At 58.6% G+C, this 22,196-nt stretch carries 20 protein-coding genes and 1 tRNA gene; 16 read left to right on the forward strand and 5 right to left on the reverse strand.

Going from position 1 to position 22,196, the window contains the following annotated elements:
- Positions 1-102: 102 nt before the first annotated feature.
- The 5 genes from HMPREF2614_RS07935 to HMPREF2614_RS07955 all read left to right on the forward strand — a co-directional run bounded on the left by HMPREF2614_RS07935 (position 103) and on the right by HMPREF2614_RS07955 (position 4,173).
- On the forward strand, positions 103-882 hold the full coding sequence (locus HMPREF2614_RS07935) for a tRNA threonylcarbamoyladenosine dehydratase (protein ID WP_038628579.1): 780 nt from the start codon (positions 103-105) through the stop codon (positions 880-882).
- Positions 882-1,664, forward strand: coding sequence for a TatD family hydrolase (locus HMPREF2614_RS07940; RefSeq protein WP_038628581.1), 783 nt, complete (start codon positions 882-884; stop codon positions 1,662-1,664). Before HMPREF2614_RS07935 ends, HMPREF2614_RS07940 begins: the two co-directional genes overlap by 1 nt.
- An 84-nt stretch (positions 1,665-1,748) precedes the next feature.
- Positions 1,749-1,821 (forward strand) — tRNA-Glu (locus tag HMPREF2614_RS07945).
- A 128-nt stretch (positions 1,822-1,949) separates the two neighbouring features.
- Entirely contained in the window at positions 1,950-2,906 is a 957-nt protein-coding gene (locus tag HMPREF2614_RS07950; protein WP_038628582.1) for a lactate/malate family dehydrogenase, read from the forward strand.
- 70 nt (positions 2,907-2,976) lie between these two features.
- Positions 2,977-4,173 carry an acyltransferase family protein gene (locus tag HMPREF2614_RS07955; protein ID WP_236658489.1) on the forward strand — a complete coding sequence of 399 codons (1,197 nt, stop codon included), beginning with the start codon at positions 2,977-2,979 and terminating at the stop codon, positions 4,171-4,173.
- Here HMPREF2614_RS07955 and HMPREF2614_RS07960 read toward each other — a convergent pair.
- Positions 4,080-4,505: a carboxymuconolactone decarboxylase family protein gene (locus HMPREF2614_RS07960; RefSeq protein ID WP_070432194.1), complete on the reverse strand. Its 426-nt coding sequence runs from the start codon at positions 4,503-4,505 to the stop codon at positions 4,080-4,082. The two genes, HMPREF2614_RS07955 and HMPREF2614_RS07960, sit on opposite strands and share 94 nt — an antisense overlap.
- Positions 4,489-5,403 carry a LysR family transcriptional regulator gene (locus HMPREF2614_RS07965; protein ID WP_070432195.1) on the reverse strand — a complete coding sequence of 305 codons (915 nt, stop codon included), beginning with the start codon at positions 5,401-5,403 and terminating at the stop codon, positions 4,489-4,491. The genes HMPREF2614_RS07960 and HMPREF2614_RS07965 overlap by 17 nt, the downstream gene beginning before the upstream one ends.
- Before the next feature lie 69 nt (positions 5,404-5,472).
- On the opposite strand from HMPREF2614_RS07965, the gene HMPREF2614_RS07970 reads away from it, so the two are divergent.
- The 6 genes from HMPREF2614_RS07970 to HMPREF2614_RS07995 all read left to right on the forward strand — a co-directional run bounded on the left by HMPREF2614_RS07970 (position 5,473) and on the right by HMPREF2614_RS07995 (position 12,123).
- The gene (locus tag HMPREF2614_RS07970) at positions 5,473-6,411 is read left to right on the forward strand and encodes a TDT family transporter (protein ID WP_246815691.1); all 939 of its coding nucleotides are present in this window, start codon (positions 5,473-5,475) and stop codon (positions 6,409-6,411) included.
- 52 nt (positions 6,412-6,463) lie between these two features.
- Complete coding sequence (locus HMPREF2614_RS07975; RefSeq protein ID WP_038629542.1) at positions 6,464-7,051, forward strand: ATP-binding cassette domain-containing protein; 588 nt, start codon at positions 6,464-6,466, stop codon at positions 7,049-7,051.
- Positions 7,048-7,692, forward strand: a complete 645-nt coding sequence (locus HMPREF2614_RS07980; protein ID WP_038628588.1) for an ABC transporter ATP-binding protein — start codon at positions 7,048-7,050, stop codon at positions 7,690-7,692. The genes HMPREF2614_RS07975 and HMPREF2614_RS07980 overlap by 4 nt, the downstream gene beginning before the upstream one ends.
- Complete coding sequence (locus HMPREF2614_RS07985; RefSeq protein WP_038628590.1) at positions 7,689-8,897, forward strand: MFS transporter; 1,209 nt, start codon at positions 7,689-7,691, stop codon at positions 8,895-8,897. Before HMPREF2614_RS07980 ends, HMPREF2614_RS07985 begins: the two co-directional genes overlap by 4 nt.
- 71 nt (positions 8,898-8,968) lie before the next feature.
- Positions 8,969-10,435 carry an ABC transporter substrate-binding protein gene (locus HMPREF2614_RS07990; RefSeq protein WP_038628592.1) on the forward strand — a complete coding sequence of 489 codons (1,467 nt, stop codon included), beginning with the start codon at positions 8,969-8,971 and terminating at the stop codon, positions 10,433-10,435.
- Positions 10,432-12,123: an ABC transporter permease subunit gene (locus HMPREF2614_RS07995; protein ID WP_038628594.1), complete on the forward strand. Its 1,692-nt coding sequence runs from the start codon at positions 10,432-10,434 to the stop codon at positions 12,121-12,123. Before HMPREF2614_RS07990 ends, HMPREF2614_RS07995 begins: the two co-directional genes overlap by 4 nt.
- Here the strand turns inward: HMPREF2614_RS07995 and HMPREF2614_RS08000 are convergent.
- Both HMPREF2614_RS08000 and HMPREF2614_RS08005 read right to left on the reverse strand, forming a co-directional pair.
- Positions 12,120-13,304: an MFS transporter gene (locus tag HMPREF2614_RS08000; protein WP_038628596.1), complete on the reverse strand. Its 1,185-nt coding sequence runs from the start codon at positions 13,302-13,304 to the stop codon at positions 12,120-12,122. The genes HMPREF2614_RS07995 and HMPREF2614_RS08000 overlap by 4 nt on opposite strands.
- Positions 13,304-14,029, reverse strand: coding sequence for an IclR family transcriptional regulator (locus HMPREF2614_RS08005; RefSeq protein WP_038628598.1), 726 nt, complete (start codon positions 14,027-14,029; stop codon positions 13,304-13,306). Before HMPREF2614_RS08005 ends, HMPREF2614_RS08000 begins: the two co-directional genes overlap by 1 nt.
- Positions 14,030-14,094: 65 nt before the next feature.
- Between HMPREF2614_RS08005 and leuC the strand changes: the two genes are divergently transcribed.
- The 4 genes from leuC to HMPREF2614_RS08025 are packed head-to-tail and all read left to right on the forward strand — an operon-like array spanning position 14,095 to position 20,075.
- The gene (leuC, locus tag HMPREF2614_RS08010; RefSeq protein ID WP_038628600.1) at positions 14,095-15,522 is read left to right on the forward strand and encodes a 3-isopropylmalate dehydratase large subunit; all 1,428 of its coding nucleotides are present in this window, start codon (positions 14,095-14,097) and stop codon (positions 15,520-15,522) included.
- Between the two features lie 52 nt (positions 15,523-15,574).
- Complete coding sequence (leuD, locus tag HMPREF2614_RS08015) at positions 15,575-16,165, forward strand: 3-isopropylmalate dehydratase small subunit (protein ID WP_038628602.1); 591 nt, start codon at positions 15,575-15,577, stop codon at positions 16,163-16,165.
- 47 nt (positions 16,166-16,212) lie between these two features.
- The gene (locus tag HMPREF2614_RS08020) at positions 16,213-17,604 is read left to right on the forward strand and encodes a 3' terminal RNA ribose 2'-O-methyltransferase Hen1 (RefSeq protein ID WP_038628604.1); all 1,392 of its coding nucleotides are present in this window, start codon (positions 16,213-16,215) and stop codon (positions 17,602-17,604) included.
- 2 nt (positions 17,605-17,606) lie between these two features.
- Positions 17,607-20,075, forward strand: coding sequence for a polynucleotide kinase-phosphatase (locus tag HMPREF2614_RS08025; RefSeq protein WP_070560640.1), 2,469 nt, complete (start codon positions 17,607-17,609; stop codon positions 20,073-20,075).
- A 4-nt stretch (positions 20,076-20,079) separates the two neighbouring features.
- Here HMPREF2614_RS08025 and HMPREF2614_RS08030 read toward each other — a convergent pair whose 3' ends face one another.
- Positions 20,080-21,060 carry an NUDIX hydrolase gene (locus HMPREF2614_RS08030; RefSeq protein ID WP_187402694.1) on the reverse strand — a complete coding sequence of 327 codons (981 nt, stop codon included), beginning with the start codon at positions 21,058-21,060 and terminating at the stop codon, positions 20,080-20,082.
- 112 nt (positions 21,061-21,172) lie between these two features.
- Between HMPREF2614_RS08030 and HMPREF2614_RS08035 the strand changes: the two genes are divergently transcribed.
- Positions 21,173-22,171 (forward strand): NAD(P)H-dependent glycerol-3-phosphate dehydrogenase, encoded by a 999-nt coding sequence (locus tag HMPREF2614_RS08035; protein ID WP_070560642.1) that lies wholly within the window; start codon positions 21,173-21,175, stop codon positions 22,169-22,171.
- The last annotated feature ends 25 nt before the right edge of the window (positions 22,172-22,196 follow it).

Consider the following 22,196-nt stretch of genomic DNA (forward strand, 5'->3'; position numbering starts at 1 on the left):
CACGGGTTCAAATCCCGTACGGGGTACAAAGATACTCCCCAGTCAGTCGGCTGGGGAGTTTTTGTTTTTTAAGAATCGAGGCGGCTATGACCAGGGGCGACTATGACCAGTGAACGTTTCGCACGACTGAAGCTACTCCTAGGGGAGGAGGGGCTGGAAACGTTGGCTGAATCTACCGTCATGGTTGTCGGACTCGGAGGCGTGGGATCCAGTTGTGCCGAAGCTCTCGCGCGAGGTGGCGTGGGCAACCTCATCTTGATTGACGGTGACGTCGTGGAGCCAAGTAATCTCAACCGCCAGGCGCTGGCGTTTGTCTCTACTATTGGCCGCGTTAAAGCCGAGGTCATGGAGGCAATGGTTGCCGATATCAACCCGGACTGTACGACCTACGCCCGCCAGATCTTCCTTACCCGTGAGAACCTGTCAGAGACCTTCGAGCAGTTCCCGTGTCCGGATTACATCATCGACGCTATCGACGATGTCACCGGGAAAATTGAGATCGCGCAGTGGTGCGCGGAAAATCGTATCCACCTCATTTCCGCTATGGGCGGCGGAAATAAGCTCGACCCATCTCGGCTGACCTTCTCAAAAATCAATAAGACAAAGGTCTGTCCGCTGGCGAAGGTCGTCCGTCAGGTGTGTATCCGCCGACGCATTCGCGGTCTTGAAGTGCTGTACTCCTCCGAAGAACCAGTGAGAATTGCGGACAAAGGCAGCGGCACCAAAGCGGAAACCCTCGGTACCATGAGCTACATACCGCCAATCATGGGGCAGATGCTGGCCGGAAAGGTCATTCGCCGTCTGCTCGGTTTCGAGGAAACCCCGCTGGCCCCGCGAATCGGTGGTCCGGCCGACGAAAACCAGCCACCAACAGAAAAATAATGCGGCTCATCGATACCCACTTTCACTACGATTTCCTGCCACCGGCGTCGCGCGAGCGCTTCAAAGCCGGTATCGCGCGGGAAGGAGTGGAGATCATCGCGCAGACGGTTCGGCCCTCCGGATTTATCGAGCTAGAGCGCGAAAACCTACCCATGGTCGCCGTGGGCTATCACCCGTGGTACATCGATGATAATTATGAGCGTGAGCTCGAGATCTTTCGCGAGGCTCTTCCACGCACCCGTTTCGTCGGCGAGATTGGTTTGGACTTCGCGCCCCGCAGGCTTGACGACGTTTCCGCCGAGACTCAAATCCATGTCCTCACCAGCATCCTGGATGCTGTCCGAGCCTCGAGTCTGTTCCATATCCTTTCCATTCACACGGTTCGCAGCGCTGATATGGTCCTCGACCTGCTGGAACCGCGCTTGGACACCAGCTCCAGCGTCGCACCAGGCGAGACCTTCGTGCCCATCTTTCACCGCTTCGGTGGCACTAGCGATGAACTGACGCGGCTGATCCGCGCCGGTGGTTATATCTCCGTCAACCCGCTCATGTTGCGGACAAAGCGCGGACGGGCCTATGTGTCGCAGGTGCCCGTCGATAGGCTCTTGCTGGAGACAGATCTTCCGCGCGAACCTAGAAGCGGTGATGGGGCGGAGATGGTCGCTGCAGAGGTAATCGCTGCATTGCGGGAAACTGTCGCCGAGGTTGCGGCGCTGCGAAATATGGATGAAGCGGAGCTTACAGACGCTCTGGCAAACAATGCGAAAACGATAGGGATTTAAGGCGCTAACCTGCGGATTTGTAGTTACTATTCGTGTCTAGTGTATTGTTTAACAAGTCCGCAGCGCGTGGATGAAAAGTTCTAAGCCCCGTTCGTCTAGCGGCCTAGGACGCCGCCCTCTCACGGCGGTAACACGGGTTCAAATCCCGTACGGGGTACAAAGATATACAAAGCACAAGCCTTCGCCCGTGATTGGGTGGAGGCTTTTTGCTTTTCGTGCTTGTGCCCCTACATTGCCTACCCCTCCACCGCGGCACTGGATTTCCACAGTCCTAGTATCGAACCTATGAAACATTCAAAACTCGTTTGTATTGGTCTCGGTCATGTCGGTTCGTATGTCCTGACATATGCCATGGAATCCGGGCTGTTCGCTGAGATTGCCACAATTGACACAGCAGCAGGTGTCGCGCATGGCGAGGCTCTGGACCAATCCCAGTCCACTGGTGTTCCCGGCACGGACTATGTCAATGTGCATGCTGGCGACTACAGCGATTGCGCCGACGCGGATATGATTATCGTCGCTGCTGGTGCGTCCATTCTCCCGGACCCGGACGACCCGGATTCCCGTCCGGACCGTGCTGGATTGGCCAAGCTCAGCGGGGAAGTTGTTCGCGATGTCATGCCGGGAATCGTGAAGCATACGCTCGATGCGATTGTCCTCTTTATTACTAATCCGCTCGATGCGGTGGTGCACTTGGCACATACCGAGTTCGATTATCCCGCGGAAAAGCTCTTTGGCACCGGCACGATGCTAGATTCGGCCCGACTGCGGTGGGTAGTTGCCAAGCAGCTGGGAATTGACCCAAAGTCAGTGACTGGCTACATGATGGGTGAGCATGGTCTTACTGCCGTACCGATTCTGTCCACGCTGAACGTGCAAGGTGTGAGGTGGACAGAACTGGAAAAATGGCATGGCACGCCGCTGCCTTCACCGCAAGAAATTCAAGATGCCGTAGTCGGGGCAGCTTACGATGTTCTCAATGCCAAGGGCTGGACTAATGCCGGTGTTGCACGCTCCGCTTTGGAAATTGCCCGCGCGGTGATGCTGGATCAAAACAGCGTCCACCCGGTGTGTACACGCTTGGATGGTGAATACGGGTTGCCGGATGTCTCGCTGTCGATGCCAGCAGTGATTGGCCGAGGTGGAATTATTCGCCGTATGTCGCCACAGCTAAACAGCTGGGAGCTGGAGCGACTGCGTGAATCTGCTCAGTACATCTTGAGCACCGTCGAGAACATGTAGAAGAAATTATGTAGATTCCACTTTTGCCGAAATAACACGGGGAAGTACTTTGCGCTCCTAAAATATTGGCATGAATTCGGCCAAGTCCACCTATGTTCCGGAGTTAACCAGTATCCGTGCAATCGGCGCATTCGGCGTCCTGCTCACGCATGCCGCGTTCTGGACTGGACATTACACGGACGATTGGTGGGGGCGCCTCAGCGGTCGATTCGAAATTGGTGTCACCATCTTCTTTGTGCTCAGCGCGTTTCTGCTTACAGGACGTTGGCTCGGTTCGCCTGACGACGTCCCCGCGAAACCGCCTAGCCTGAGGAAATACTTCATCAGTCGTGCCAAGCGAGTCCTGCCGGCCTATTGGATTGTGGTCACTGCGGCATTCCTCATCCACGCCGCAGACGACCCGCCACCGGCCGGTGGCGGTCTGCAAGGCTGGCTGCGGTCGATGTCTTTTACTCAGACTCTCCAATTCGGCTGGATTCACCCGGGCTTGCCGCAGATGTGGTCGATGGTGGTGGAAGTCGGCTTCTACTTGGTATTGCCGCTGGTGGGGCTTGCCATCTGGACGGTTACAAAGGGGCGGCTGCGCCCCGGTCCGACGCTGGCCATCATTATTGGTTTTGGCCTCATTGGCCCGGTCTGGACTGTGCTGTCGCACCAGGAAAACCTGCTGCCGGTGGTGGCACGGCTGTGGCCGATGGCGTATTTTGACTGGTTCGCTATCGGTATGCTGCTGGCCTATGGGCGAAAGGTTGGCTGGCGCGTTAATTTGGCTGCAAGTTGGCTGATAGCGCTAGCGCTGTTTTTCCTATCCACGACCACGCATGTGGGGCCAGCAACCTTGGTGCCGGATGATGTCGATCAGGCGTTGTGGAAGACCACATTGTACGGCCTATCCGCTGGTGCATTCGTGGCCCCGATTGCACTGGGTACGGAGGTAAGGTGGCTTCGTCATCCAGCCTTGATGTGGTTGGGAGAGGTCTCATACGAGTTCTTCCTCGTCCACGTGCTGGTCATGGACTGGGTGATGACGTTGATGGGCTATCAGACCTTCCAAGGCTCGATGTTGGCAGTGGCAATCGTCACCGCTGCCTTTGCCCTGCCGCTGTCGTGGCTGCTGCGACGCATCACCGATGTGCTCACGCGGAGACCAGGGCCTGAGAGCCCGTGGGCTGCCTACCGATCGTCGTCGTCAAGCGGTCCGAGCTCAGCGACGAGCACTTCCTGCGCGACCTTCATCGCGGACAGTGCAGCTGGTGCGCCGCAGTAACCGGAAGCATGGACAATGGCTTCGGTGATTTCGGTGCGGGTCAGGCCGTTGGCGAGGGCACCCTTGATGTGGCCGCGCAGCTCTTCGGTGGCGCGCAGAGCGACGAGCATTCCAATGTTGAGCAGGGAGCGATCACGCTTGGCCAGTCCTTCACGGCTCCAGACGGAGCCCCAGACGGTGGCGGTGATGTGCTTCTGCAGGGTCTCTCCGTCGGAACCAGCGTTGCGGGCGAGGGCGACATCGACGAATTCGTCGCCCATTACCTGGCGGCGAATTTGGATGCCGGCATCATAGCGGTCGGAGGAAAAGAGTTCATCATTGGGATTGCTCATGCTTGCTAAGTATAGGACTTGCAATGCGGATAAATTCCGAAATGTCCCCGCTAGTTTCGCTGCCGCGACGCATGACGGCGCTGAGGTTGCGGGTGAAGCGGGTGTCAGTGGGGACAATGACGATGCGCCCAAGTGTTACCTGATCGCGGATTGCGCCACGGGCGATGATTGTTGGCGCTGCCAGCGCAATCATGCCGGCGCGCTGTGCTGAAAGGGAACCGAATTCGCCGGCGGGCTCGGTGAGAGTGCCGAGCGTATCTTCCACCACCTGCCGGCTGCCGGAACCGGGTTCGCGAATAACAAGCGGGGTAGTGCGCAGTTCCTCGGTGGATATTGCATTATGCACCGCAGCCCGCTCAGTCCACGGATGCCCCGTCGGCACGGCGAGGACCAGTTCGTCGGTGCCGATGATCCGTTCTTCGAGGTCGTGTCGACCAGCCTCGCCCTCTACCAGGCCGAAGTCCACCGCACTGTTGGCCACTAGTTGTCGCACCTCACGGGAGTTTGCCTGCACCATCGACAGTTTGACTGCGGGATGTTGCCGGTGGAACTCGGCGGCCCAGCCGGGGTAGTAGAGCTCAGCGACAGTGTTGGACACCGCAAGGGTGAGGTGGCGGGGAACATCGTCGGAACGCAAGCTGGCGGCAATGCCCGAAAACCTGTGGCAGGCGGCGAGGAGGTCTGGGAGGGCGTCGATAAGCACTTGCCCGTTTTCCGTGGGAGATACGCCGTAGGGGGAGCGTTCGAAGACGGTGATTCCCAGCGCTTTTTCCGCCCGCGCGATGCGTGCGGACATGGTCTGCTGATTGATGCCTAGCTCACGCGCGGCCTTGGAGATCGAGCCTGCACGGGCGGCGGTGAGAAGTGCTTCGAGTTCGGCCACAGCGAAGGGGTACATGCATTTATGGTACCCCTCACAGAGTCTGGTGATAGCTGTAGCTGTGGCAAGAACAAATACGGTATGAGCATGACCAACTCTTCTCGCCGTGATGTGCTGGCACCCGCCGGGCCCGCGTGGGCAGGATCTCTGATGGGTACGTCCATCTTCGCCACGCTTGCGCACATCCATGACGTGCCGGTGATTCCGGAGCTTCTTCTCGTCATGGCGGTGGGCATTCTCGGTTTTATCGTGGTCGGCTGGTTGCGTCTTCGAAACCCGCCTTTCCGCTCGAAGCTGATGGCGCCGTGGGGCATGCTCTCGATGGGCATCATGGCTCTCGGTAGTGCTGCGACTGCGCTAGCTAGTAACTCATCGTGGCAGCTGGTGTCCTGGTGGATCGGTGCGCCGTTGGCAATCTACGTCAGCCTTCGCCAACTGCGAGGATTCGAAGGCGAACCAACTTTTCAGTGGGGCCTCGCGCTGGTTGCCCCGATGGTGGCGGCGACAAGCGGTGCACAGTTGAGTATCGACTACGGCACCTTTTATCACGTCTGCGGGCAAATATTCTTCTGGATGGCGCTAATCACCGTCCTACCAATTTTCGTACGCTGCTACGTCGCGCTGCTCTCTGGCGCCATGCGCATCCCCGATTCCATCGCCGGTACTGCATGGATCCCGCTCGGGCTGGTCGGTCAGTCGACGGCTGCCGCGCAGCTGCTTTTCGATCGGACCTTCGCTGTCGCTTACGGCGCTGTGGTGCTCATTGTCGGCATCTTCCTCGCTGCCATTGCTTTACGACGATTCACTCGCGCCGTAATCCGTTGGGCCGGCTATAGCCCTGGTTGGTGGGGTGCAACCTTCCCCGTGGGCACGCTGAGCCTTGGTACGCACATGCTGGGCGACAGCGTTGGAGCGCAGTGGCTGTACACCGTCAGTGGTGTGCTGTTGTGTTTACTGGCTGTGCACTGGAGCGCGTGCGTGGCTCGATTTGTTTGGTGGGCGCGGGAGCAGGCAGTACGGATTTAGAGTTCAACGTGTTAAACTCCTCTTAATGAAACTGATTGGCAAGAAGGGGAGAATGGGCGATTCCGCGATAGTGCGCTTGCATGATGTCGATGTATCAGCTGGCGATTTGAATGTACTCCACATCGACAAACTTGATGTTTTTCCAAAGGACATTATCGCGGTGATGGGACAGTCCGGATCCGGAAAGACGTCGCTACTTCGCACATTAAGCCAACAAGGTCTGCGTACCAGCTTTATTATGCAAGACACCTTGGCGTGCCTTAATCCTCTTGTGCGCTGCGATAGGCAAGTACGAATTCTTGCGCGTAATAGTGGTTTCGATGCGCTCGAAGCTTGTGGTATTTCCCGAGAACAGGCTCATCGCTATCCCATGGAGTTGTCCGGAGGTCAGCGTCAGCGTGTCGCAATTGCGGCGGCGCTGGCAATGAAACCGTCTCCTTCGCTGCTGCTTGCCGACGAACCTACCTCCTCGCTGGATCCGATTGCGACTCTAGAGGTAGTAGGCGCGTTGCGGAAGCTGCATGAGCGCACGCAAACAGCCATTGTTATTGCCACCCACGACGAGCGAGTAGCGCGAAAGATCGCTACACGAATCCTCTATTTGGAGAGTGGCACTGTGCAAGAGCGAGTCTGCGCATGATCAGTATCGATGGAGTTACTTGCAAAGGTAGGCTCCTCGATGTCACTCTCACGATTCCGCAGGGAAGTGTGGTTGGCATCATGGGGCGATCAGGGGCGGGCAAGAGTAGCCTAATCAGTCTCTTGACAGGTCAGTTGTGTCCTGACAGTGGCACGGTCACTATGGCACAGGGGCCAATTGGCTATATTCCGCAGAATCCAGATACCACGTTATTGCCACATCGACCGGTAATCGACAGCATTTGTGAGTTTGCAACTGGAGATGTTCGAGCGATGTTGGAATCTCTGGGACTCAATCCGGAATTTGCGTATCGACGACCCCATGAGCTCTCTGGTGGTCAGCGACAGCGAATGGCAATTGCGCGTGCGCTCATTGGTAAACCTGAACTTATCATTGCCGATGAGGCTTTTTCTGCTCTGGACAGGGATACCGCTGCCATGTTGGAAGAGGTGCTCCTCAGCACTGAGGCGACGGTACTGCTGGTATCTCATGACATAAGCAGCTTGTTGCGATTGTGTAATCACATAATTGTCATGTCAGCAGGAGAAGCGGTCTTTAGCGGCCCGGTTGGAGAGCTCCATAAGACCGATATTCCTGAAGTTGTTGAGCTTCTGTCGGCTGCAGAGGAGCTAGCGTCGTGAAGCAGTTGCCCAAAAAGATTCAAGCACTGTTGATTACGCAGCTGCTTTTCAACATCGGTTTTTACCTCGTTGTCCCGTTCATTGCCGTCGAGCTCTCGAATAATTTGGGTGCCAGCGGTGTCGTGGTTGGTCTGGTGCTCGGTGTACGAACCTTTAGCCAACAGGGAATGTTCTTCCTCGGCGGCGGTCTTGCCGATCGTTTCGGGGCAATCAAGGTGTTGCTCGTTGGAGTTGCGCTTCGCGTTGTAGGTTTCCTGGTAACTGGACTGGCAACCTCTGTGCCAATGGTGTTTCTTGGCGTTGTCCTCATTGGCTTTGCGGCAGCACTGTTCTCGCCTGCAGTTGAGTCCTTGCTGGCCGGTGGGGGTGCCGAACTCGAGAAACAAGGAGTGTGTACACGGGCACAACTCTTTGCGCTTGACGAAAGCTATTCCCGTTTGGGCTCACTCACCGGCCCCGTGATTGGTGCGCTGCTGATCCCGATCGGTTTTTCAGCTGTCTCCTTTGCCGGCGCAGCCATCTTTGCCGGCATCTTTGTCATGCATCTGCTGTTAGCACGGAGATGGGAAGGTGTACATTCAGCTGGTGGCAGTATGACCGCTGCGTGGGGGCGAATCCTTCGCAATCGAGCGTTCATTGTGTTTGCGGTGTTCTACTCGACTTATTTGCTCGCCTATAACCAGCAGTATTTGGCTCTTCCGGTAGAACTGCGTCGCGCCACAGGCAGCGATGAATACCTGAGCTGGTTCTTTGTCATCTCAGCGGTATTTGTTATCGGGCTGCAAACCACCGTGACTAAGTGGGCCGAGAAATTGCCATTAGGGGTTGCTATCGGTGGCGGTTTTGGCCTGATGGCGTTTGCCTTCGCCATCATTGCGGTCTGCGCACCTATCCGCATGGAGGGATGGTGGGCCTTCGCGCCGGCAGTGACAATGCTGCTAGTGATGCATCTCGGAATGATGATTGCAGTTCCGATAGCCAAAGACCTCGTCGGAAAACTAACCGGGAATAGGGACCTCGGTTCTGCATACGGTTTTCTCAACAGCTTCGGTGGACTCGCCGTTTTAATGGGGTCGATTGTGGTTGGCGCCACCCTGGATTGGGCCGAGACCCCACAGTTGTTGGCAGCAGCGCCGTGGGCAATCATGACCGTTTTATTGCTGATATCAGCCGTGGGGTTAATCAAGCTGAGACAGCAGCACTAGACAGCAGCACTAGACAACATCAAACAACTATTCAAAATCCACCTAGACACTTGCGAAAGAGAAGTAGCCTTATGAATCGAAAAATTGGCCTAATTCTGGCCACTGCGGCTTTGCCGTTCGCGTTGACCTCCTGCTTTGCGCAGGGCAGCGGTGATGCGGATGCGCTGCGCGTAGCCCTGCAATTCGAACCGGTTGCAGAGTTCTCGCCATACTCCGATGACGCAGTCCTGTCGACCCGCGCAGGTGCCACGGAAATGCTTGTGGCGATTGATGACGAGGGCACCGTTAAGCCCGAACTGGCAGAGAAGTGGGAAGTGAAAGATGCTCGCACCGTTGTATTCACTCTGCCGGATGGATTGACTTTTCACGATGGAGCGCCAGTCGATGCACAGGCCGTAGCTAATTCGCTTACACATGCCATTGATGCGCCGACGAGGCCAAAGGGACTCGGCAAGGACCGACTTCAGGCTACCGCGACGGGAGACCGAGAGGTTACCGTCACTTCGGATAAAGATGATCCAATTCTGGTGAAGCGCTTTGCCGACCCGGGAACTATGGTTCTCTCACCCGCAGCATTTGAAGGGGACGCGCCTGATCCCTTTGGGCATGGTACAGGTCCGTTTGAGCTCGAGACGAAGAATCCAGACGGTACCGTATCCGCACGTGCATTCGCCGACTACCGGAATGGTAAGCCGGAAACTGAGACTCTGACATTGTCTTTCATTGGGGATTCCACAGCTCGTACGAATGCACTGCGCGCAGATGAACAAGACCTGGTGAAGGGGTTGCCAATCTCATCGCTTGGCGGCCTCGATGACGTCGACGTGTCCAAGGTGGATTTACCTCGTGTCAATCTCCTGCATTTTAATACCGAAAAAGGCGTGTTTGCCGACGCCGCACTGCGTAAGGAAGTAGCCGCTGCAATCGATCCCGAACCGGTGGTTAGGGACATTTTTGAAGCTCAAGCGGTGAATCCGAAGGGGGCGATTTTCAATCGTTCAGCCCCGTGGGCGGCAACAACTCCTGAGACCACTGTCAAGCCGGGGCCGGATGGCAAGGGGAAGGAAATCCGCTTGGCTACGTGGGATTCCCGCGCGGAGCTGCCCGAGGTTGCCAATCTCGTCGCAGATCAGCTGCGCAAGATGGGATTCACAGTCGACATCACGGTAGCCGACTACAACTCTTTGGAAGCCGACATGCTCGAGGGGAACTTTGATGTCATCATCGGCTCCCGTAATTACATGCTCGGTGCGGCTGATCCAATCAGCTTCCTACAATCCGACTTCACCTGTGAGAGCTCTTATAACCTCTCGCAGCTGTGTAACCAGACCATAGATGCCGATATTGAGAAGGCCGCTGAGCTTGGCAACGATGAGGAGCGCCTGTCGGCAGCAGCTCGAATCGGCGCGGAAATTGTTGCTGATGGTGCAGTAGTTCCGCTGTCTCATGAAAAATCACTAATCGGTGCGAAGAATGTTCGTGGTATCGCACTCGATCCGATGGAGCGCCACCTGATCACAGAGAAGACGGCTAAGTGATTCGGAAAGCTTTCGCGGTAGTTGCCTCAGTTGTGGGACTTCTCGTCCTCACGGCCCTGTTGCCGTGGTTGACAGGACGGGAACCCGCATACGCCGTTCTGCGTGCCCGTGAGCGGGAACGGGAGATAACACCGGAGCTTATTGAGGCTGTTCGCAGAGAATATGGCCTGCCGACAACGCCTTGGGAGTCACTCCAGCAGTGGACGACAAATATTCTTCACGGTGATTTTGGCACCTCGTGGGTAACCGGACAAGATGCTTTCGCTCAGGCCGTGAACGGCTTCGGTATTACGTTCGCATTGACTGCGACTTCCATGGCGTTGTGCGTCTTCGTTGCGCTGGCGCTCGTACTTCCGCGGATTGCGGGGATGCGAGCCGGGAAATGGACACCTAGCGTGCTAGCGGTTCTCGCCGCACTGCCAAACTTTGTGGTGGCGGTCTTGCTGTTGTGGTGGTTGGCTGTTGAACTGCGGATGTTTCCGGTAAGCGGTTGGGCATCACCTGCGCATATGGTGCTGCCAGTGCTGGCAATTGGCCTGCCCGCCGCGGGACTCTATGGGCGCGTGCTGCTGATTTCAGCTGATACTGCGTTGGCAGAGCCCTGGGTAGAATCTTGGCGCACCAATGGCGTTCCAAAATCAACAATTATTCGATTTGTCACTTGGCGTAGCCTGCTGCCGACACTGTCACAGTTGACGCTGTTCTTTGCGGGCACGTTATCAGCCACCGCAGCAATTGAGGTCACCTTTCATTTGCCGGGCTTTGGGCGCAACGTAGTTGCGGCTGCTACTGCGGGCGATATTCCTGTTCTGCAAGCTGCGGTGACTGTGGTGTTGGGAATCGGCATAATCTGTGGATTCGTGGCTCAGGCAATACGGGGACAGTATGCGCGGAAGCTGCGAGGAAGCATCGCCACTGTTGGCCGGCCTACAGGAGGTCGACGTTTCTGGAGTCTCATCCTGTCGATTATTCCTATCGTGCTAATTGCGCTGGGAGTCCCCCGCAGCGCGGATATCGACTCTGCGCAACGCTTCTTTTCACCGTCCTGGCAACACCCACTGGGGACCGATCAACTTGGTCGTGACATTTGGGCGCGGCTTGCCGACGGCATCGGCGCCACTATCGGAACTGCAATCCTGGTGACCGTAGTGTGCGCACTCATCGCCCTTGTGATTGGGCATCTAGGGGCGCCAGTGCAGTTCTTCGGAGACGCCATGAATGCGGTACCCGCAATATTGCTGGGCCTTATTCTGGCTGGTGTGTTGGGCCGCTCGATGCTGACAGCTGCGATAGCGGTGTTCTTGGTCGGGTGGATTCCACTTGCTGTACATTGCGTCGAAGTTGCTAACGAAGCCGCTGCATCCGGGCACTACCGATTTGCGCAAACCATGGGAGCCAGCCGTTGGCACCTTTTGAAGCTGCATGTTCTTCCCACGACCATTCCAGCAGTAGTTCGCCATGCCGTGACCAGGATTGCCCATAATGCTATAGCCCTTGCAGCACTCGGCTTCCTCGGCGTAGGCGCAGGTGTAGGCAGTCCAGATTGGGGCGTAATCCTCAACGAATCCACACAATATCTCGAGCGGGCGCCGTGGCTAGCGTGGGGGCCGATGATTGGACTAGCCAGCCTCGGTGTTGCCGCAACCATTGCTACCGACCGATTCGTCGGCAAGCGACAGACTAATTAGCCCAGCTCTACCCGCCCGTTGCGGTTCTGGTCTTCTCGTGGCGCAATACCCAGCGCGGCGGCGGGGAACAGGGCCGTGACGGCAAACAGCGCGGGGAAGCCCGCAGCGGCCACAATCGCACCCGAAACCGGAGGCGTTGCAGCGTAGATAATGTTCTGGAACGTGTTCTGCGTACCCATAGCGCGTCCGGACCAGAAGGGACCTGCGTATTCAGCAACTGCGGTGAAAGCAAGACCATTCGGGCTGACCACAGCAACGGCCAGTGCGCAGACCAGCAAAGTTCCAAGCGTGCGCCAATCAGCCCAGCTGGTAATCATCATTGCGACAGCCAAAACAAAGGTTGCACCCGAGACCCAGCGGTAGGGGCGGATGCGGGATCGCACTCGGTCGGAGACCACACCCATCAATGCTCGCGATCCGGCACCGAGCAGCTGCGAGACCATCACAATTGTGCCCGCCGTGCCATCGGCATAACCCACGGACAACAGCCACACGAGAATGTAGGCGCCCATCATCGACTGCGGCCAGGACAGCAGTGCCGAGGCGATGTGGATGCGCACGAGGTACTTGCCGTCCCGGTAGGGGCTGGCCGTGACGGTGGGGTTCGAGGCATCAGGGCGTGGGGGATTCTTCACGCCTATCAGTACAAGCAACGCCAGCACGGTGCACAGGATTGCGGGCATCGCGAGTGCGACTCCGATGCTGTAATTCTGTGCGAGCGGGTGCAGGGTGACTGCGGACAACGCCGCTCCGAGGGGCTGAGCCATTTGGCGAATGCCCATCGCAGTGCCGCGCTGATGCGGTGGGTACCAGCCCGACACCACGCGGCCGGATGCTGAGTTCACGCTCGCCGCCGCACATCCGGCGAGGAAGAGTGTGGCCCCGAGCAGGGCCGGGCTTGACGACGAAGCTAGCGCCGCAAGCCCCGTCGTTAAGGCAGTAGAGGTCAGGCCGGCGAACAGAGCTGCGCGTTCGCCATAGCGGTCGACAAACCAGCCCCAGGCGATGAGCGTGAAGACAATACCGGCCGCCGGCATTGCTGCGACGAGGCCGGCGGCGGAGAGGCTTAAGCCGTTTTCCTGTAGGGATGGGATGAGAAAAGGCACACCCATGTGAACGACGGACGAACCGACCGCCGCGAACATGGACAGAAGAAGGACAAGGTGACGGTAAGCGGGCATTACAGTCGGGAGCTCATCTCTTCAGCGGCGCCGAGAACCTTTGCGCCCCAGCATTCGTAGGGCGACGGAGTCATGCGCTCCACGGGGCCGGAGACGGATAGGACTGCAATCATGCGCTGGTTGCTGTCGAAAACCGGGGCGGAGACGGAGGCAAGTGCGGGGTCGCGCTCACCCATGGACTCGGACCAGCCGAGACGTCGGCAGTCGTCGAGGTCCTGTTGGTTGAAGTCGGCGTCGGGAAGCATTCGCTCAGCGAGGTTGGCCGGGCCAAAGGCCAGGAGAACACGTGCGGCGGAGCCGGCGGTTAGCGGCATGCGAGAGCCAACTGGCACGGTGTTACGCAGCCCGGTGGCGGGCTCCATGGAGGCAATACAGGTGCGGGTGTCGCCGGTGAGCCGGTAGAGCTGCACTGACTCGCCGGTGACCTCTACCAGCTTCGGCAGGATGTGCGCTGCGGCGTCGGCAAGCAGGTCAGTGGTGACAGGCGTGATCTCGGTGAGCCCGGGGCCCGTCGTCCAGCGGCCGTCCGGCGTGCGGGTGACAAGGCGGTGCACTTCCAACGCCGTGGCCAGCCGATGGGCGGTTGCGCGGGGCAGCCCGGTGTCCTCGCAGAGCTCGGCGAGGGTGCGAGGAGTTTCTGCAACGGACTTGAGAATGAGTACCGAACGATCGAGAACTTTAATGCCACTTAGAGCTGGCGTCTCGGATGTGCTAATCTGTCCCATGCCATGATATTAACATCTCATACTTTGAGATAAAAGCGATATATCCGGAAGGCGGCTCACCCACTATGCGCACCACGGACACTAGCCCGAAGACTCTGGCCGAGAAAGTCTGGCGTGACCACGTTGTCAAGCAAGGCGAAAACGGCGAACCAGATCTGATTTATATCGATCTGCACCTCGTCCACGAGGTTACCTCGCCGCAGGCTTTTGATGGCCTCCGTCTGGCAGGGCGCAAGGTGCGCCGCCCGGATCTGACCATCGCAACCGAGGACCACAACGTTCCGACGACTGTAGCCGGTGGCCAGATTGATTTAATTGAGGAACCGACCTCTCGCACCCAGATTGCCACATTGCGCAAGAATGCCGAAGAGTTCGGAATCCGCCTGCATCCGATGGGCGACCGTGAACAGGGCATCGTGCACGTTGTCGGTCCGCAGCTGGGCCTGACTCAACCGGGCACCACCGTTGTCTGTGGTGACTCCCACACTGCAACGCACGGTGCTTTCGGCGCGATGGCCTTTGGTATCGGTACTTCCGAAGTTGAGCACGTTCTGGCTACCCAGACCCTGCCACTGAAGCCTTTTAAGACCATGGCGGTCAATGTCACCGGCGAGCTGCAGGATGGTGTTACCGCCAAGGACCTGATTCTGGCGATTATCGCCAAGATTGGTACCGGTGGTGGCCAGGGCCATGTTATCGAGTACCGTGGCGAGGCCATCGAGAAGCTGTCGATGGAAGCCCGCATGACCATCTGCAACATGTCCATCGAGGCCGGTGCCCGCGCCGGCATGATCGCTCCAGACGAAACCACCTTCGAGTACCTGAAGGGCCGCCCGCACGCGCCGCAGGGCGAGCAGTGGGACGAGGCGGTCGAGTACTGGAAGTCCCTGGTTACCGACGAGGATGCAGAGTTCGACAAGGTCGTCGAAATCGACGGTTCCGCGCTGACTCCATTCGTTACCTGGGGTACCAACCCGGGCCAGGGCGTGCCGCTGGGGGAGACCGTGCCGGATCCGGAGTTCATCGCCGAGGACTCCGACCGCATCGCCGCCGAGCGCGCACTAGAGTACATGGATCTGAAGCCGGGCACCCCGATGCGCGATGTCAAGGTCAACGTGGTCTTCGTAGGTTCCTGCACCAACGGCCGCATCGAGGACATGCGCGCCGTCGCCGACGTGCTGAAGGACCGCAAGGTTGCCGACGGCGTCCAGATGCTCATCGTGCCGGGCTCCGCAAAGGTCCGCGCGCAGGCTGAGGAAGAGGGACTGGGCAAGATCTTCGAAGAGGCAGGCGCTGAATGGCGTATGCCAGGCTGTTCCATGTGCCTTGGCATGAACCCGGACCAGCTGACCCCGGGCCAGCGTTGCGCTTCGACCTCCAACCGCAACTTCGAAGGTCGCCAAGGTAAGGGTGGTCGTACCCACCTGGTCAGCCCGGCTGTCGCCGCAGCTACCGCCGTCGCCGGTCACTTCGCAGCGCCGGCTGATCTCTAACCGCCGATCGTTGTACAACAGCCCCAAGCAGAACTTCTAAGGACCTTTCACCATGGAAAAGTTTGATACTCACACCGGCGTCGGCGTTCCCCTGCAGCGATCCAACGTCGACACCGACCAGATCATCCCGGCCGTCTACCTAAAGCGCGTCACCCGCACCGGATTTGAGGATGGCTTGTTCAGCAACTGGCGCAACAACGAATCCGACTTCGTGCTCAACCGCCCGGAATATGCCAAGGGCTCCATCCTCGTAGCAGGGCCGGACTTCGGTACCGGTTCCTCCCGTGAGCACGCCGTGTGGGCGCTGATGGACTACGGCTTCCGCGTCGTCATCTCATCCCGCTTCGCCGATATCTTCCGCGGTAATGCCGGCAAGGCGGGCCTGCTCGCCGCACAGATGCAGCAGTCTGATGTCGAGCTGCTGTGGAAGTTGCTCGAGGCCAACCCGGGCATGGAGCTCACCGTCAACCTGGAGACCCGCACCGTCGAGGCCGGCGAGCAGGTCTTCCCATTCGAGGTCGATGACTACACTCGCTGGCGTCTGATGGAAGGGCTTGACGACGTCTCCCTGACCCTGCGCAACGAAGCGGACATTGTGGCCTACGAGAAGAGTCGTCCGGCCCACAAGCCGAAGACGATGTAGGTCAAAAATGCTCTAGTCCAATCCGCGGTAGGCGTTAAACTTGCCGTATGTATCTGGCAATCACTAAACACTCTCGGCTAGGTGAATCTTCGCCTGGTGAATCGGCACGCGATTTGGGATTTATTTTGCGAAAGCATCCCGATCGCGTGCATGAGGCCGAGTTAAAGTTCGGTGTTGCCCGCGTCTTTTTCCCCACTGCAACCGATGCCGAATGCACGGCAGCCCTCTGGGTTGATATTGACCGCGATGAGTTGCTGAAACTCAAGCAGTACCGTGCCGATACGTTCAATCTGACCGGCTACATTAATGATCGGCAGTGGGCTGCGTCATCGCTTTTGACTGTGGCGTTGAAGTCGGTCTTCTCCACGGCGATGGTCATGGAAAAGACTTCGCCTTACGACGAAACCCCAAGCGATCTCACCGCGACAGTCGCGGCGGTACCCGGCACCGAGGAAGAAATCCGTGCTTTGTTTGAGCCATTGGGGTGGAAGGTCACCTGCGATTTCTTCAACAACATTGCCGGGCAGAAGTTCTCACCGACGGTGACCCTCACAGGTCGAGCAACCGTTCGTGATTTGCTCAATCACCTGTATATTCTGCTTCCCGTCCTCGACGGTGGGAAACACTATTGGGTTGATGACCGGGAAATCGACAAGCTGGCCGCGCGCGCCCAGGACTGGCTGCCGGAGCACCCGCAGCGGGAGAAAATCCTAAAGCGCTACCTTGCCGATCAAAAAGGCCTGGTCAACGAAGCCGTCGTGAAGCTTGCCGGGGAAGCTGGTGCAATCGAACTGGCCAGCGGTGACCAGACAGCCAAGCCGCTCAATCGACAGCGTCAAGACCGAGTCCTGCGTGAGGTATTTAGACTGCGCCCGCGCAGCGTGGTGGACATCGGCTGTGGTTCCGGCGTGTTGCTCGGGCCGTTGCTGGAGAATCCGCGAATCGCGCAGATCGTTGGCACTGATGTCTCTGTAGGGGAGCTTCGTAAGGCGCACAAGGCGCTGAACCTAGATCGCATGCCGGAGCGCCAAGCTGCGCGGGTAGAGCTTTTCCAATCCTCGGTCACCTATGCCGACGAGCGCATTGCGAACATGGACGTGGCAATCCTGATGGAGGTCATTGAGCATGTTGATGCCGATCGGCTGCCCGCGCTGGAGAACAACGTTTTCGGGCTTGCCAGGCCGCAGTATGTCATCGTCACGACGCCGAACAGTGACTACAACGCGTGCTATCCAAACCTAGCGCCCGGACAGTTCCGACACCTTGATCACCGCTTCGAGTTCAGCCGCGTGGAATTTCGCCAGTGGGCGAAGGGCGTGGCCGAGAAGTTCGGTTATCTGGTGGACTTTGACGGTATTGGGGACGTGCACGAAACTTACGGCCAACCGACCCAAATGGCGGTCTTTTCCTTCGACTTCACCGCAGCAGAGGAGAGCTAATTATGAGTACCATCTCGCTTACTAACCTCAGCTTGGTCATGCTGGTCGGTGTCTCTGGCGCCGGAAAGTCGACTTTTGCGGCACGACACTTCGGCCCATTTGAAGTCGTATCCTCGGATACCTGTCGCGGCATTGTTTCCAACGATCCGAATAACCAGGCGGCGACGGCGCCTGCTTTTGAACTGCTGGAGACAATCGTCGGCACGCGCCTGGAAGCCGGATTGCTTACTGTTGTTGATGCGACGAATGTGAAACCGCAGGACCGTGCCCGGTTGGTGAAGCTGGCGCGCAGCCACCATGCTCTGAGTGCTGCCATCGTTTTGAACCTTCCGTTAGCGGAGCTGAAGGAGCGGCACAGCCAGCGCGCTGACCGCAACTTCGGAGTCGAGGTGTTGGAGCGCCAGCACCGCGATCTGCGCCGAGGGCTCAAACACCTCAAGCGCGAGAAGATTCACAATGTTTTCATCTTGAATTCCGCGGCGGAAATCGACAACGTCACCATTGAACGTGTGCCGCTGAAGGTCGACCGCAGCGATCTCCACGGTCCGTTCGACATCATCGGCGATGTTCACGGCTGCTACGACGAGTTGACCGCACTGCTGGCAAAGCTCGGCTATCAGCTGTCGGCAGATGGCGGCAATGCTCATCACCCAGATGGCCGTACGGCCATTTTCGTTGGTGACCTTGTTGACCGCGGTCCCAACAGTCCAGCTGTCTTGAAGTTGGTCATGGGGATGGTCGTGGCCGGCAACGCTCTCTGCGTGCCCGGAAACCACGACTCTAAGTTGGTGCGCGCCCTCGACGGCCACAACGTCACCACTGGTCACGGGCTGGCCGAGACGCTCACTCAGCTCGCCGATGAAAGCGAGGAGTTCCGGAAAGACGTCCGCGACTTCATCGACCACCTGCCGGTGCACTTTGTGCTTGACGACGGCGCCCTGGTTGTAGCCCACGCGGGACTGCCTGAGCACCTCCATGGCAGGGCCTCCGGAAAGGTCCGTGAGTTCGCGCTCTACGGTGCCACTACTGGCAAGATCGACGAAAATGGCCTGCCAGAACGACTGGATTGGGCAGCGGACTACCGCGGTTCCGCTCGTGTCGTCTATGGCCACATGGAAGCAGACTGGCTGCGCTGGGTCAATAACACCATGTGCATCGACACCGGTTGTGTCTTCGGCGGCAAGCTCTCTGCGCTGCGCTATCCCGAACTAGAGACCGTGCAGGTCGATGCAAAGCAGACCTGGTGGGAGGCTCCATCGCGCAAGACCACCAACCGCCCGGAGTCCGAGCTGCGCATCACTGACGTGCTAGATGTCGATGGTATCCAGACTGGTCGGCATGGCCGCATTCGCATTGATAGTGACCGCGCAGCTGCAGCGCTGGAAACTATCAGCCGTTTCACGCTCGCACCGGAGAAAATTCCGTACCTGCCACCGACCATGTCACCGGCGCCGACCTCGCAGCGAGAGGGATTCCTGGAACACCCGGAGGAGGCATTCCGCTACTACGCAGCGCACACTGACCAGGTCATGTGCCAGGAAAAGCACATGGGTTCCCGAGCTGTGCTGTGCCTGATTCGACCCGGGACAAAGACTCGTTTCGGTGCTCACTCGTACGCCTACACCCGGACGGGCCGCGCCTTCTTCGACGGTAAGAATCCCGCACTCGACGAAATGACCAAGGCGGCAGTTCGCGCCGGGCTTTTTGACCAATTCGGCAATTGGATCCTGCTCGACGGCGAAATGCTGCCCTGGAATCTCAAGGCACAGGGGCTTATCGACGAGATCTATGCACCCACTGCTGCCGCTGGTATCGGTGCAGCGACACACCTCGCGGCAGCGCTGCAGGCGGCAACCGACAGGGGAGTAGAGGTCGGTGGTCCTGCGCCAGAGCAGATTCTGGACGAGCTCGAGAAGTTCCGTGCTGCCTACAACCGGTATGTCGACAGTGACAAGAAGATTCAGTTCGCACCTTTCCAAGTGCTGGCAAGTGAGGATGCCACCTGGCACCACAAGCCCCACTCATGGCACTTGGATATCGCGAACCAGCTAGTAGCAGCTGACAGTGAGATCTACCGGCGGACGCGCTGCTTCGTCCTTGACCCCAGTGACCCGGAACAGGTGGAGGCCGCATCGCAGTGGTGGTTGCAGCTGACAGAGTCGGGCGGGGAAGGGGCCGTCGTCAAGCCGATGGAAAACGCCGCAGTGGACCGGCAGGTACAGCCCGGCATAAAGGTGCGGGGACGGAAGTATCTGCGCATGATTTATGGGCATGACTACCTGCACCCGCAGCGTCAAGAGCGGTTGAAGCGGCGAAATCTGCAGCACAAGCAGTCATCGGCGCTACGCGAATATGCCCTCGGCATCGAGTCGCTGGAGCGACTAGCGGCGGGCGAGCCTCTGCATCGGATCCATGTTCCTGTCTTCGGCGTGTTGGCGCTGGAGTCAGAACCGATGGATCCGAGGTTGTAGGGGGTTACTTCACCGGCAGCGCCGAGGCGTAGTAATCAGCCGTGGTCATCACACCGTCGTTGAAGCCGAGTACCCAGGCCGAGCCCTTCTTGCACAGGATTTCCTCGTCGAAGGGCAGGGTGCCCTCGGCGGACCAAGCGGCCAACAGGTCAGGGATGGTGATGCCCTGAGAGCAGACCACGCTGACTCCGCCTAGCGCGACAATGTCCTCGAAGGCCTTCTTGGACTCGACCTGGTTGGCAATCCAGTGTTCGTCGCCAAGCCGTTCGTCGACTGTGACCTGCATGCCCAGCTCTGCGGCGAGTGGCGCGACGGTGTCCTGGCAACGCACGGGCTCGGCGGAGTAGACGCGCTCGGGGCGGAAACCCTCCAGCGCAGAGACGAGCAGTTCCGCTTGACGACGTCCCTTCTTATCCAGCGGCCGCAGTGCATCATTGCCGTTCCAGTTGGTGCGGCGGTGCGCACGCCCATGGCGAACCAGAATGAGACGGGTGTCCGGTTCCTTGTTCATGCGCTTGCGGGCCTTGACCAGCACGTCGCGGTCGAGATCGTAGGACAGCAGCTCCTCGGCTTCGTCCCAGGAGACCCAGCGAAGCTCATTGACCTCGGAGTTCTGCTCGAAGTCGCCGCCTTGCACCTCAGCGGTCCAGTACCAGACCAACTTCGTGCGTCCAGCGACAGGGTAGGAGACGTTGCCGACCAGCTTGCCCAACCGGACTCGGTAGCCTGTTTCTTCCCAGATCTCGCGGACAGCGGTGGCAATCAGGTTCTCACCGGCGTCGAGCTTTCCCTTCGGCAGCGACCAGTCGTCGTAAGAAGGACGGTGAATTACGCAGATTTCAGGGTTGTGGACATCGCCTCGCCACAGAACCGCGCCGGCCGCAAAGGTCGGCTTGGTGACATCCTGACCTGGCTTCGTCGGAATCTGGCGCAGGCGACCGGTCACGGAGGTATCGCCCTTGAGGTCCTTGTCCTCTTCGTGCATCATCGTGAATTCCCTTTCAATCCTTTGTCGCCGACCTAGTTTAGTATCGCAGTGTGAGAACGTCTCGCTAGACTTGTTGGAGATTAGAGACTAACGGAGGAAGGTCGCGGCGATGGTGCAGGTTTCAGTGATGGGCGCGGGGTCGTGGGGCACGATGCTCGCCAAGGTTTTTGCTGATGCGGGCAATCCTGTACGGCTGTGGTCGCGACGTGCAGAGCAGGCACAGCGTATTCAGATCAGCCGCGAAAACCACGACTACCTACCTGGGCTGGGACTGCCGCGAAACATTGAAGCCACCTCGGATGCAGAGGCCGCGCTGAAGGGCGCGGATGTGGTGGTGCTGGGCGTGCCCTCGCAGACCCTGCGTGACAATCTCAAGGTCTGGAAGGACTTCATCGGACCGGAGACGATTCTGCTCAGCCTGGCGAAGGGCGTGGAGCGTGAGACACATCTGCGCATGAGTGAGGTCATCGCTGAGGTCACAGACCTGCCAGCAGAGCGTATTGCGGTGCTATCGGGCCCGAACCTCGCCCGCGAAGTTGCGATGGAGCAGCCAGCGGCAACGGTCATTGCTTGCGCTGATGAGAACAACGCCAAGATGATTCAGGCGGCAGTCGCCACTAATTACTTCCGTCCCTACACCAACACCGATGTGATCGGCTGCGAAATCGGCGGTGCCTGCAAGAACGTCATTGCGTTGGCCTGCGGTATGGCCTCTGGGCAGGGCTTGGGTGAGAACACGTTGGCAACCATCATCACCCGTGGTCTGGCGGAAATCACACGTTTGGGCGACGCGGTTGGCGCAGAGGATAAGACCTTCGCGGGTCTAGCCGGTCTCGGCGACTTGGTGGCCACCTGTTCCTCACCACTGTCGCGTAACCGCACCTTCGGTGACCGTCTCGGTCGCGGTGACACGATGGAGCAGGCGCAGCACGCTACGCGTGGTCAGGTGGCTGAGGGTGTGATTTCTTCAATCTCGGTCCGTGACCTCGCTCGCCGCAATGGCGTGGAAATGCCAATTACTGAGGCCGTTTACGCTGTCTGCCACGAAGGCGCGAAGGTCGATGAGACAATTCGTAAGCTGATGGGGCGCAGCCGCAAGTCGGAATAACCAATAATGCAGGGGCGGGGCTAAA

This window comes from Corynebacterium sp. HMSC074C11, from assembly GCF_001809455.1.
Lineage (GTDB): Bacteria > Actinomycetota > Actinomycetes > Mycobacteriales > Mycobacteriaceae > Corynebacterium > Corynebacterium amycolatum.